At 46.3% G+C, this 13,863-nt stretch carries 8 protein-coding genes; all 8 read left to right on the forward strand.

All coding sequences use genetic code 11. The annotated features are described in order from the left end of the window. The first annotated feature begins 35 nt into the window (after positions 1-35). Positions 36-674: a cob(I)yrinic acid a,c-diamide adenosyltransferase gene (gene cobO / locus J2X05_RS14205; protein WP_310073548.1), complete on the forward strand. Its 639-nt coding sequence runs from the start codon at positions 36-38 to the stop codon at positions 672-674. A gap of 29 nt (positions 675-703) precedes the next feature. Beyond that, positions 704-2,146: a cobyric acid synthase gene (locus tag J2X05_RS14210; protein WP_310073550.1), complete on the forward strand. Its 1,443-nt coding sequence runs from the start codon at positions 704-706 to the stop codon at positions 2,144-2,146. A 115-nt stretch (positions 2,147-2,261) separates the two neighbouring features. Further along, positions 2,262-3,515 carry a substrate-binding periplasmic protein gene (locus tag J2X05_RS14215; RefSeq protein WP_310073552.1) on the forward strand — a complete coding sequence of 418 codons (1,254 nt, stop codon included), beginning with the start codon at positions 2,262-2,264 and terminating at the stop codon, positions 3,513-3,515. 549 nt (positions 3,516-4,064) lie between these two features. Beyond that, positions 4,065-5,225, forward strand: coding sequence for a helix-turn-helix domain-containing protein (locus J2X05_RS14220; protein ID WP_310073555.1), 1,161 nt, complete (start codon positions 4,065-4,067; stop codon positions 5,223-5,225). Between the two features lie 381 nt (positions 5,226-5,606). Then, complete coding sequence (locus J2X05_RS14225) at positions 5,607-7,334, forward strand: cellulose binding domain-containing protein (RefSeq protein ID WP_310073557.1); 1,728 nt, start codon at positions 5,607-5,609, stop codon at positions 7,332-7,334. Positions 7,335-7,447: 113 nt separating this feature from the next. After that, a complete protein-coding gene (locus tag J2X05_RS14230) occupies positions 7,448-9,340 on the forward strand; it encodes an endo-1,4-beta-xylanase (protein WP_310073559.1) in 1,893 nt (630 codons plus the stop codon). Positions 9,341-9,439: 99 nt separating this feature from the next. Beyond that, entirely contained in the window at positions 9,440-11,512 is a 2,073-nt protein-coding gene (locus J2X05_RS14235) for a beta-xylosidase family glycoside hydrolase (RefSeq protein ID WP_310073562.1), read from the forward strand. A gap of 176 nt (positions 11,513-11,688) precedes the next feature. Continuing rightward, on the forward strand, positions 11,689-13,662 hold the full coding sequence (locus tag J2X05_RS14240; protein ID WP_310073564.1) for a non-reducing end alpha-L-arabinofuranosidase family hydrolase: 1,974 nt from the start codon (positions 11,689-11,691) through the stop codon (positions 13,660-13,662). Positions 13,663-13,863 lie beyond the last annotated feature (201 nt).

Below are 13,863 nucleotides of genomic sequence, written 5' to 3' on the forward strand. Positions count from 1 at the left end.
AAAAATCAAAAACCAATAGATCAAAGAGAGTTGCCATGACCGACGACCATAGCCAGAGCGATGAAAAAGCCAAGCGCCACCAAGAGCGCATGCAACAGCGCAAAGAAATTGTCGATGCGGCAATCGCACGCGCCGACGAAGAGCGCGGTGTGGTGATTGTATTAACCGGCGATGGCAAAGGGAAAAGCTCGTCGGGTTTTGGTACTGCTCTGCGCTGCCTTGGCCACGGCTACAAAGTCGCCATAGTGCAATTTATTAAAGGCACTTGGGAATGCGGTGAAAAAAACTTTTTAACCGAAAGCATTTTTCGCGGCGCCAGCCCACAACTCGAATATTTTGTGATGGGCACCGGCTTTACCTGGGAAACCCAAAGTGCTGAGCAAGATAAAGAAGCCGCTGAAAAAGTCTGGGCTGAATGTGAACATGTATTTCGCGATCCCGATATTCATTTAGTTCTGCTCGATGAGCTGACCTACATGCTCAATTACAAATATCTCGATAAAGAAAAGGTGGTCGCAGCAATTCAAAATCGTCCACGCAATCAAAACGTGATTATTACCGGGCGCGGCGCTAAAAAATATCTGGAAGATTTGGCCGATACGTTTAGCGAAGTGAAATCTGTCAAGCATGCGTTTAACGCGGGTGTGAAAGCGCAGAAGGGGATTGAGTGGTAAGTCTCGCTAAAAAAAATGCTAAAACCTTAATGATACAAGGCACCACCTCTGATGCGGGTAAAACCACTTTGGTCGCTGCCCTCTGCCGTATTTTAAAAAATCGCGGCATTTCGGTTGTGCCTTTCAAGCCGCAAAATATGGCTCTCAATTCTGCTGTCACTGTTGATGGCGGCGAGATTGGCCGGGCACAAGCGCTGCAAGCACAGGCGGCTGGTTTGCAGCCCCATACGGATATGAATCCCATCCTGATTAAACCCACCAGCGATACACGTGCACAAATTATTGTGCAGGGGCGCGCAATTACTGATATGGATGCGGCGGTGTATCACGATTACAAAACCCAGGCGATGGGTTTTGTGTTGGGCTCTTATGCGCGTTTGCAACACGAGTATGATGTGATTTTGGTTGAGGGGGCGGGTAGCCCCGCTGAAATTAATTTGCGCGACCGCGATATCGCCAATATGGGTTTTGCTGAGGCAGTGGATTGCCCAGTTATTTTAATTGCGGATATTGATCGCGGTGGTGTGTTTGCGCATTTGATTGGCACCCTGGAATTATTGAGCGAGTCTGAGCGCAAGCGGGTGATTGGATTTGTTATCAATCGATTTCGCGGCGATATAGGTTTGTTGCAGTCGGGTCTGGACTGGCTGGAGCAAAAAACCGGTAAGCCAGTGTTGGGTGTGATTCCCTATCTTCAGGGTTTATATCTGGATGCAGAAGATGCACTGACTCAGGATGCGCAAAAGCAAGATGCAAAATGTCGTGTGGCGGTTTTGGCGCTACCGCGTATTTCCAATCATACCGATTTTGATCCGCTGCGCTTGCATCCGCAAATTCATTTCCAATGGGTGGGCCCGAATCAAACTATTCCGCCGTGTGATTTATTAATTATTCCCGGTAGTAAGAATACCCGCGCGGATTTGCAATTTTTGTATGAGCAGGGTTGGAATGTCCAGATCCAAAAGCACCTGCGCTACGGTGGAAAATTAATCGGCATTTGTGGTGGTTTCCAAATGCTGGGTGAGGTGATCCACGATCCACACGGATTGGAATCTACTCCGGGAAGTTCGCATGGGTTAGGGTTGTTTGCGCTGCAGACAACTCTGGAGCCGCATAAAGTATTGCAGCAGCGCACTGGATTTTTGTGGAATAAAAACAGCGCAGTTTATGGCTATGAAATTCATTGTGGTATTAGCCATGGTGCAGCACTTAATTTACCCGCGTGTTATTTGCAGGGTGCACAAGGTTTGGAACCTGAAGGCGCAGTGAGTAGTGATGGGCTTATTCTGGGAACTTATATTCATGGTTTGTTTGATGAGCCCGAGGCATTGGCTGAAATATTAGCCTGGGTGGGTTTAGCGAATGCGCAAGCACTGGATATCAACCATCAACGTGAAATATCTATCGAACGTTTGGCTATGGCTACCGAGAACGCCTTAATACCTGAATTCTTCCAGCAGTTTTGCGGCTAACTAGTATCTACTCTAGACCTGATTCGGCAGAAATTCGTTTTATGCCTATACTTTTCCTGTTTTCCCCATAAGACTGATTATCCCATATGGCAAAGGCAACTTAAGGAGCGCCTTTATGCGGTTGATTCTGCTGATAATAATGTTCTGTAGTGGCAACGGGTTGGCGCAAGTTGATGGCGCAGCAGAGGCTGAGTCCGCAATGGAAAATCATGCTGTCAATCTGGCAACCAATATTTCATCTGCGTTTACATCCGATTTACCTTCAGGCAACACACAAAATTTATTACCGCATCTGCAATGCATTTTTAAACAAATGCAGCGGGACTACAGCGTGCATGTAATACCCTGGCGCCGTGCGTATCAGGATGTAAAAAGTAATCGTATCGATGGTTTCTTCACTGCAGTTCCGATGCGTCAGGTTGATCCCTATGCCGTCTTATCATCGCCACTTGTATTGGAAAGCTGGTATTGGTTTTGGCGCGTCGATACCATTGCCCCTGAATCCTGGCGTGAAGGTTATAAACTGGGCTCAATATTAGGTAGCCAACAGGAAACCTGGTTGGGTGAGGCGGGTTATAAAGTGGATATGAGCGCGAATAATTTACCGCAATTAATCAAATTGTTACAAAGCAAGCGTATTGATGTCATTCTGGCTGACCGCGAACACTTTGTGCAGGCAGCCAAAGAATTAAAAATTGACGCCAATAATTTCCAGTCCCGTTTTTTTCGCTATGTTCCATTGGGTGTTTATTTCAACGAGCAATTCCTCAATCATAATCCAGATTTTTTAGCCCGTTTTAATCAGCTGATTACCGGTTGTGCTACAGCGCGTTTTTCGGTGTCTGATTACGAGCGTCAACAAATAAAAGAGCTGCTGATGCGCAAAATAGAGCGCTGGAAACGTTTGCCAAAATTGGAAGCGGTGCTAAAGGAACGTAACCTAAAAACGCGTCGTTTTAGTAAACAGGAAATCGCTGAGCGCGATAAAAAATGGGCGCAGGCCTTTATGCAGGATGATTTTTCCTATTCAATCGAGCTTGTAGATCAGGAATTATCTGCTCATTTGCGTGAAATAAAAAAACAATCGCAAGATGTTATCACTGAAATTATTGTCACCGACGCACGTGGATTAAATGTGGCAATCAGCGATATGACATCGGATTACTGGCAAGGTGACGAAGAAAAATTTACTGCCGTATTTTCCCAGCCTGCCAACACCATGCATTTTGGCGATATTAATTACGATGAATCCACCAAACGTTTCCAGCTACATTTGAGTGTCCCTCTTTACACCGAAGAGAAATTTGAGCCGCTAGGAGTAATGGTATTTGGGGTTGATGTAGAGAAGGTTTTATCTCAGGCACAGTGACCAATCTGGTGGATCTGGCTCCAGATGAAGATGCTAGATGCTGTTTGCTTATGAATATAATTTCTTCAATGAAAATATGGGCGCTGTGTGTTGGGGTTGAAGAGTGGAAATGCTTTACTTTTTAATGGCGCCTCACTTCTCATTTTAGATATTAATCGGTACAAGTTAGCGTTACTCCATTGCCATTAGATAAGATTGTATGACATTATGTCAGCGCAATCATTGATAAAGCTCTTGTGCTAATTCAGGGCTCATAATAATTAATCGATATCGGTTGGCTTTGTTCGGCATTTCCCATTGAGTAGTAGATGTAGGTTTGAACCTTCGCGTTCAGGGCTTGTGGCATCTGCTCGGCAAAAATATCGGTCTGGCGTTGGCAGTGTAACTTCCTTATGGCAGCTATGTTGCCTTTGCTATTGAACCCGCCATAAATCCTGTGGCTGAAAAATGTTTGCGTATAGCAAAAAGTAGTGACGCACACTGCTGGATAGATCCAAATCTTTCAAACTGAATGGGTTATTCGTCTAAGCCTGAGTGGTTATTTCAAAAATGTTAACGTTTTACCGGAATGCTCTTGCTGCATTTGTTGCGATCCTGGTGCTCACCGCGCTGGTGGTCTACCTGGGGATTATGAAATCCAACGTAAATGCGTCCCTGTTTCCCGGGCGTGATGCCGATTTCCTTTGGGCTTCAGCAATAGAGCCTAAAAAGCCTGATGGCAAAACGCAATTAACACTAAAGAACGAAGTGGGTACGGTGGAATATGACTTTTTTCTGGACCCGGAAAAGCCTTTTCCGTATACCCATTACTCAATTTATTTCGTCGATCCGATCCAATCGTTTGTGCAAGCGGACCTGCGTCGCTTTTCGGAAATCTCTTTCAAAATCCAATGTGACCCCAAAAATGTACTCATGTTAGTGCTATTCAGTTTTGACGACAAAGTGACTAATTTGAATAATATGGCGACTCGTCGTGTCTCTTCCACAGCGTTTTCTTGCGATAAAAATTGGTCGGAGATCACCATTAATCTGGCTGATCTGGATACGCCCCACTGGTGGTTAGGCCGGTACGGATATGAATTTAGCGATACCGGGTACCAACTGAATAAAACCATGGGGTTTGCCTGGGTCAATTCTTTACAGAGTCCACTCAATACACCGTCCCATGTGAAATTAACCGATGTGAAATTACTGGGTACGGATCATCGATATTTATATTCGGCAGCGGCGTTAAGCCTGATGTTATGGGTTGTATTTTTTGTGTGGTTGTTCCGCCGTTATGTGACCGTTTTGACGGTCGATATCAGGGAAAAGGTGAAGCAGGATCAGCCGTTAATGGCCTATAAAAAATTATCGATTGAGCCGCAAAAAGATAAAGAAAAAAGTGCGGTGTTGCGCTTTATGGCAACTGAATACGCTAATCCGGAATTGAGTCTGGAAATGGCGGCAGCGGAGCTAGGGGTCAATCGGACAAAAATTAATGACATACTAAAAGAGGAATTAGGTCTCACTTTTAGTACCTATTTAAATAAATTGCGCTTAACGGAAGCGGCGCGGCTGCTTTCAGAAAATGAAGAGGCAAACGTATCTGAAATTGCCTATTCAGTTGGCTACAACAATGTGTCTTACTTCAATAAATTATTTAAAACCGAATACGGATGTGTTCCCAAAACCTTCAAAGTTTTATATCCGCTTAAAGATCCCACCTGAAATTTTTAATAGTAAAAAATCTATTGGTTTCCAGTGAGTTTAACGGTTATTTTTTGCTGGATTCATAACAGTTAATTTTCCGCATAATAAATATTTTAAGCAATTTATCCGTGTAAACCTTCAGTGCCCGAGGTCAACGCCTCTGTCATTTTTGTATTTTGGTGGTAGCGAATCAGTTCTCATTTTGCAAGTTATCGCTTAAAACTGCATTAAAATAATCACAGCAACTCTTCAACTTTCTACAGTTTTATAAAAAACCTTTCAAAACTGCAATTTTTAATCCATGGGTTTCCTTAATCTCGCACCCAGCGAAGCTTGGATTGCCAGCAACAGGCCTCGTGACCTATTCGAATAATACCGATTAAACCAAGGTCTAACCCCATGAACAAAAATGATAAAAAAAGCTGCTACAGCGCTTTGCTCCTGTCGATTGCCGGTGTCTGCTTTGCATGCTCACACGTATTGGCACAATCCGTTACGCTCAATCCGGCGACGGAATACCAAACTATCCGCGGTTTTGGTGGAATGAATGCTCCCGGTTGGATTGCCGATTTAACACCCGCACAAATTGATACCGCATATGGCAGTGAACAAGGGCAGTTGGGTTTGTCGATCATGCGTATGCGTATTGATCCCAATTCAGCCAATTGGCGCCAACAGGTTTCGGCGGCAGTTCGCGCACGGCAGCTCGGTGCAATTCTACTCGCAACTCCCTGGTCTCCTCCGGCTTTCATGAAGACCAATAACAGTTTGATTAATGGCGGTAAATTAAAACCGGAATATTACGATGAGTACGCCACGCACTTATTGGATTTCGCCAATTTCATGTCTACCAACGGCGCACCGCTTTATACAGTGTCGGTGCAAAACGAGCCCGACTGGCATCCGGATTATGAGTCTTGTGATTGGAGTGGCGATGATTTTGTAAGCTTTTTGAATTCGCAGGGCTCGCGCTTTGGTTCCAACTTGAAAGTTACGGTCGGTGAAGCTGTGGGCTTTGCAAAACGCTTTACCGATCCTGTTTTAAATAGCCCGACTGCTGTGCAACATGCCGACATTATTGCCGGGCACCTCTACGGCGCTGTGCCCCAGGATTATCCTTTGGCGCGTAGCAAGGGCAAGGAAGTGTGGATGACGGAGCATTACACCGACAGTAAAAGTGATGCGAATGTGTGGCCTTTAGCATTGGATGTGGGGACTGAGTTACATCAATCGATGGCGGCTAATTTTAACGCGTATATCTGGTGGTACATCCGTCGCTCTTATGGCTTGTTGAGCGAAAATGGTCAAGTGAGTAAGCGCGGCTACATCATGTCGCAATACGCGCGTTTTGTTCGCCCCGGCTACAAACGTATAGGCGCGACCGAAAAACCCTATTCCGATGTATTGGTAACGGCTTACAAAGGCCCGGACAATAAAATTGTAATGGTGGTTGTTAATAACGGCACCGGCTCGCGCAATTTGAATGTCAATTTACAAAATGGCAGCGTCGGCAACTTTGTTAAATACAGCACCTCTGACAGTTTAAATGTTGCCTACGGTGGAACTTATCAAGTCACCAACGGTGCCACCAGTTTTTATGTGGAACCAAAAAGTATCGCTACGTTTGTAAGCGAGGGCACCGCTGCCACTTCCTCCAGTTCATCCTCCAGAAGTTCTGTCGCGCCGAGTTCTATATCAAGAAGTTCCGTTGCCCCGAGTTCTGTGCCGCGCAGCTCAGTGGCCCCAAGTTCTACACCTCGCAGTTCAGTTGCATCAAGTTTCATTCGCTCTAGTAGCAGTTCATCTGTTGCAAATGGTAATGCAAATGCCAGTTGTAGTTATGTGGTGACCAATGATTGGGGTAGTGGTTATACCGCTGCTATTCGCATAAAAAATAACGGCACCAGTGCAATTAATAATTGGAATGTGAATTGGAGTTATAGCGACGGAACGCGCATTAGTAACAGTTGGAACGCCACTCTCTCCGGCACAAATCCTTATTCTGCAACCGGCTTGAGTTGGAATTCCAGTATCCAACCTGGCCAAACGGCTGAATTTGGTTTTCAGGGAATAAAAAATAATGGTGCAGCACAAGTCCCGGCTGTGACGGGCAGTGTTTGCAAATAACAACAGTTGATTTCGTTTAACCACCCCTGCTTTACCCGATCTTCGGATCGGGTGTTTTTAAACTTGCAGTACCACTACGACTTTTCCAATAACCATAAACGGAGATTTACACCATGCTTAAACCAAAATCCTCTCACACTATTCTTGCGCAGGTGCTGAAACGCACCTGTGGCTTGGTTGGTGTCAGTGCCGCCCTCGCGGTCTCGTCTCAGTCTGCGCTCGCAGCCTGTACTTATAACGTTGAAAGTGAATGGAGCAACGGTTTTGTTGCCAATATCACCATCAAAAATGATACAGGTGCGCCAATCAATAACTGGAGCGTAAATTGGGGTTACTCCAATAACCGCATCAGTGGAACCTGGAATGCGAATTTTTCTGGATCAAATCCTTACACCGCATCTAACGTTTCCTGGAACGGCAATATTCCCGTTGGGCAATCGGTCACCTTTGGTTTCCAAGGCAACAAAAACGGTGCAACTGCTGAGCGTCCTACTGTAAGTGGGGCTGCCTGTGGTGGTGGCGTTGCAAGCAGTGTTGCTGCGAGTTCTGCTCCGCGCTCCAGTGTCGCTCCCAGTTCAGTACCGCGCTCAAGCGTAGCACCAAGTTCGCAACCTGTTGTTTCAAGCCGCTCTTCTTCATCCAGCGGTTATACCGTGCCCGCCAATAACTTTGCGCAAAATGGCGGTGTTGAAAATGGTTTGACTAACTGGTCAACAACAGCCGGTACTGTTGCTCGCTCAACTGCGGATAAACGCAGTGGTTCTGCCAGCGCATTAATTACTGGTCGCACTGGCAGCTGGAACGGTTTGACTTTCGCTACAGGTTCACTGGTTAGCGGTAGCCAATATGATGTTGCTGTGTGGGTAAAACTTGCACCGGGTACTCCGGATAGCGTTGTGCAACTCACCGCAAAACGTCAGGAAGATAGCGACACTTCTACCTACAACGAATACACCCAAGTAGCGACTGCAACTGCATCGTCTACCGAGTGGCGTTTGCTGCAAGGTTATTACACCCAATCAGGTTCGACTGCATTCCAACATTTCATTATCGAAGCAACTGATGCAACCATCAGCTACTACGCCGATGATTTTTCTATTGGTGGTCAGGCTCCTGCGTCCAGCAGTTCATCATCATCGCGCGCTTCAAGCAGTGCTCCAGCTGCTAAAAAATTCATTGGTAACATTACGACTTCCGGTGCAGTGAGATCAGATTTCACTCGTTACTGGAATCAAATTACGCCAGAAAATGAAGGCAAATGGGGTTCAGTTGAAGGTACTCGTGATGTCTATAACTGGGCACCGGTCGATCGTATTTATGCTTACGCGCGTGCAAATAATATCCCTGTAAAAGCACATACCTTTGTGTGGGGTGCGCAATCACCTTCATGGATTAATAATTTGAGCGCTGCCGATACTGCAGCTGAAATTGAAGAGTGGATTCGCGATTACTGCGCACGCTACCCGGATACTGCAATGATCGACGTAGTTAACGAAGCGGTAGTTGGCCATCAGCCAGCGGCTTACGCGCAGAAGGCATTCGGTAATAACTGGATTCAACGTGTATTCCAATTGGCTCGCCAATATTGCCCTAATTCAATCCTGATCCTGAACGATTACAACAATATCCGTTGGCAGCACAATGAGTTTATTGCGCTTGCAAAAGCACAAGGTAATTACATTGATGCAGTTGGTCTGCAAGCGCATGAGTTGAAAGGTTTAACTGCTGCACAAGTGAAAACCGCAATCGATAATATTTGGAATCAAGTAGGCAAGCCTATCTACATTTCTGAATACGATATCGGTGATACCAATGACCAAGTGCAACTGCAAAACTTCCAAGCGCATTTCCCTGTGTTCTGGGATCACCCGCACGTTAAAGGCATCACCATTTGGGGTTATGTGAATGGCAGAACCTGGATTGAAGGCTCCGGCTTGATTCAGGATAACGGCACTCCACGCCCTGCAATGACCTGGTTACTAAACAACTACATCAATAAGCAGTAATCAGTCCGTTTAACTTGCGATTCATAAAAAAGGATTTTTATGAATCGCAATATTGTTCAAACACACCCCACCTTTAAAAAATAATTAGGGAGAATTCCCATGCGTGAAAATATTAACGCAAGCGTTCGCTATGCCGCGCAATTTGCCAAAATATCCGGTAGCTGCCTGGCCTTGCTGTTGGCCTGGAACGCCAACGCCAGTTGCCAATACCAGGTTACCAACCAATGGAATAATGGTTTTACGGCGGCGATCAAAATAACCAATAACACGACAACAGCAATCAACGGTTGGTCGGTCAATTGGCAGTACTCCAGTGATAACCGAATTAGCAATAGTTGGAATGCCAACGTCTCGGGTAGCAATCCTTATTCTGCAACTCAATTGAGTTGGAATGGCAGCATTTCTCCAAACCAAACAGTGGAGTTTGGTTTTCAGGGCACCAAGGGGGCAGCGAATGCAGAAATCCCCACCCTTAGTGGCGCTCCCTGTGGCGGCGTAACGCCGGTATCGTCCGCGCGCTCGTCGGTACGCCCATCTTCTGTGGCTGTGTCTTCCCTGCGCTCATCAACAGCATCGGTTGCAGTGTCTTCGCTTGCATCCTCCGTTGTAATAGCGAGTTCAAAACCGGCCAGCAGTTTGGCGGCCTCGTCAAAAAGCGTCAGCTCATCGTCTGCGGCAGGTTTGATTGAAGCCAGTAATCCCAATATTTGGGCGGATGTACCTGACCCATCGGTGATTCGCGTCGGCAATACCTATTACATGAGCAGCACCACTATGCACATGAGCCCCGGTGTGCCGATCATGAAGTCCACCGATCTGGTGAATTGGTCGCTGGTGAATTACGCCTACAACACCTTGGATAATACCAACGCACTCAATTTGGAAAATGGTCAAAATGCCTATGGCAAAGGTTCCTGGGCGAGCAGTATTCGCCATGTGGATGGAATCTATTATGTCAGCACCTTTTCCTACACTACCAACAAAACTTATATCTACAAAACCACCAATATTGAGCGGGGTCCCTGGACAACGTCTGTGTTAAATGGGTTGTATCACGACTGTTCATTATTTTTTGAAAACGGTCGCGCGTTTCTCGCGTACGGTATCGATGACATAAAAATTATCGAACTCACCGCCGATGCTTCTGCGATTAAATCCGGTGGTTTAAATCAAACCATTATTTCCAAATCCTCGGCGGTAGCGGGCACCAATTTTATTGTGCGCCCCGAGGGCACGCACCTGCAAAAAATCAATGGCCGCTATTACGTATCCTTGATCACCTGGCCTTCCGGAAAATCGCGCACGCAATTAATTTTCCGCGCAAACAATTTGACCGGGCCTTATGAAGGGCGTGTTGCCTTGCAAGACCAAGGTATAGCCCAGGGTGGATTAATTGATACGCCTACCGGTAATTGGTACGCCTATTTATTCCGCGATTCCGGTGCAGTAGGGCGCATTCCTTATTTGGTTCCTGTGAGCTGGCAAGACGGTTGGCCGGTGATGGGCGTCGGTGGCAAGGTCCCACAAAAGCTGGGCTTCACTGTAGAAAATAAAGGTCTGGCAGGAATTGTGACTAGCGATGAATTTAATCAGGGTGTGCAGAGTTCTTCTGTGTTGCCATTGCAATGGCAATGGAATCACAACCCGGATAATTCGGCCTGGTCACTACTGGCTCGCCCCGGCTTTATGCGGCTCACCAACAAACGCACAGCCAGTAATTTTGAAGTTGCGCGCAACTCGCTCACCCAACGCACCTTTGGTCCGCAAAGTTCAGCGCGCATTGCACTGGAAACTGCGGCGATGAAAGACGGTGATTACGCTGGTTTAGGCGCGCTGCAAACACGTTATGGATTTGTAGGCGTTAATAAATCCAACGGTACCAAATCGATTGTGATGGTGGATACCACATCCGGTACACCGCAAGAAATTACACGCATAGGTTTGTTCCAGGATCGCGTGTATTTCCGCATCGATATGAATTTTGTCAACCAAACGGATCAAGCGAAATTTTATTACAGTCTGGATGGCAATAATTGGGTGGCAATCGGCAACACCCTGCGCATGACTTACGACCTCAAGCATTTTATGGGGTACAGATTTGCGCTGTTTAACTACGCTACCCAGTCTACGGGCGGTTATGTGGATTTTGACTACTATCGCATTAGCCCATAAAACGCGTCGAGTCAGTCCATAAAAATATCGGTTCGGTCAATAACAATATCTGATCACAATCAGAAATGCGGTCTAACAGAAAGTGTTTATGCAGTGCTTTCACTAGAGAACTTTTTACAAAGAACTTTTTTACAAAGAACTTTTTTATAAAGAACTTTCGCAATTAACGGAGACTAATGATGAATAAGCAAAAAAACTCCGCCAGATTATTAGCGCAACTGGTTAAAAACCGTTGCGCGGTAATTGGCTTGGGTGCAAGCCTGTTGGCGATGACCAACCTGGCTTCAGCAGCCTGTACTTATACAATTGAAAGTGAGTGGAGCAACGGTTTTGTTGCCAATATCACCATCAAAAATGATACCGCTGCACCCATTAATAATTGGAGTGTGAATTGGGGTTATTCTGCTAACCGTATTAGCGGTACCTGGAATGCAACCGTTTCCGGATCAAATCCCTATACCGCATCCAACGTTTCCTGGAATGGCAATATTGCTGTAGGCCAGTCAGTGTCATTTGGTTTTCAGGGCAACAAAAACGGTGGCGCTGCTGAGCGTCCAACGGTAAATGGAACTGCGTGTGGCGCTGCTGCGTCCTCTGTGCCTCGCTCCAGCGTTGCGCCTAGTTCAGTTGCCCGTTCCAGTGTTGCACCCAGTTCTGTGCCGCGCTCAAGCGTCGCGCCCAGTTCACAACCCGTTATCGCGAGCAGTCGTTCATCCTCGTCTGCAGGCTACACTGTTCCAGCAAATAATTTTGCGCAAAATGGTGGAGTGGAAAATGGTTTGACTAACTGGTCAACAACAGCCGGTACTGTCGCTCGCTCAACGGCCGATAAACGCAGTGGTTCTGCCAGCGCATTAATTACTGGTCGCACCGGCAGCTGGAACGGTTTAACTTTCGCTACAGGTTCACTGGTTAACGGTAGCCAATACGATGTTGCTGTGTGGGTAAAACTCGCCCCAGGTACACCGGACAGCGTCGTGCAACTCACCGCTAAACGTCAGGAAGATAGCGATAGCTCTACTTACAACGAATACACACAAGTGGCGACTGCAACTGCATCGTCTACCGAGTGGCGTTTGCTGCAAGGTTATTACACTCAATCAGGTTCGACTGGATTCCAACATTTCATTATCGAAGCGACTGATGCAACCATCAGCTACTACGCCGATGATTTTTCTATTGGTGGTCAAGCGCCTGCTTCCAGTTCTTCAAGCAGTTCTTCGTCAAGCACACCGTCGCAAACCTGTGAATTAAAAGCACCACTGCAATGGACTTCTACCGGGCCGTTGATTAGCCCGAAAAATGCAAACTGGAAATCCATTAAAGATCCTTCGGTGGTGAAATATAACGGCACTTACCATGTGTACGCGACCTACTACGACACAGCCTACAAATCGATGTACACCAGCTTCACCGATTGGAATAACGCTCAGGCTGCGCCACATATTTCCATGAACGGTACCACCGTCGGTAATACTGTTGCACCACAAGTGTTTTTCTTCCGTCCGCATAACAAGTGGTATTTGATTACCCAGTGGGGCGGTGCTTACTCAACGACTGATGATATTAGTAGACCTAACTGGTCTGCTAAAAAGAAATTGCTGCAAGGCGAACCTGCAAACTCGTTGGATTTCTGGGTGATTTGTAACGCGACTCACTGCTACTTGTATTTCTCACGTGATGACGGCGTGCTCTACATGTCTAAAACCACCATCGGCAATTTCCCCAATTTCTCGGGTTATACCATCGTGATGGAAGATCATCGCGGCAATGGCAATCAGTATTTATTTGAAGCACCAAACGTTTACAAACTCGATGGTCAAAATAAATATTTGTTGATGGTTGAGGCATGGCCAAGTGGTCCACGCATGTTCCGCTCATGGACATCATCCAGTTTGGATGGCCCATGGACAGCACTTGCTGATACCGATGCGAATCCGTTTGCAGGTAATCGCAACGTGGAATGGCCTGGTGGAAAATGGGCTAACGGTATTAGCCATGGTGAGTTGATTCGTTCAGGTTACGACGAGCGTCTGACTGTTGATCCTTGTAATTTAGAATTCCTATATCAAGGCGAAGCAGGTCCTAGCCCAGACGGTAATTACAACACCATTCCATACAAACTGGGTTTGTTGCGTTTAAAGAAATAATGTTTGCGGCTACCCGGTAAGCTTTTCCCCGCTTTGGTAAACCCCAAAGCGGGGGTTCGGTTCCCACAAATACCGACAATGACTGTGTTTGTTAGTATTCATCAACGAACAACAATAACGATCAGAATAAAAAAATAAAAATTTACTATCGTCAGCCAACCCTACTTCGGTATCGCGAATTATTGTTCGGCACTCGCGATT

This window comes from Cellvibrio fibrivorans (genome assembly GCF_031457055.1).
Taxonomy (GTDB): Bacteria; Pseudomonadota; Gammaproteobacteria; order Pseudomonadales; family Cellvibrionaceae; genus Cellvibrio; species Cellvibrio fibrivorans.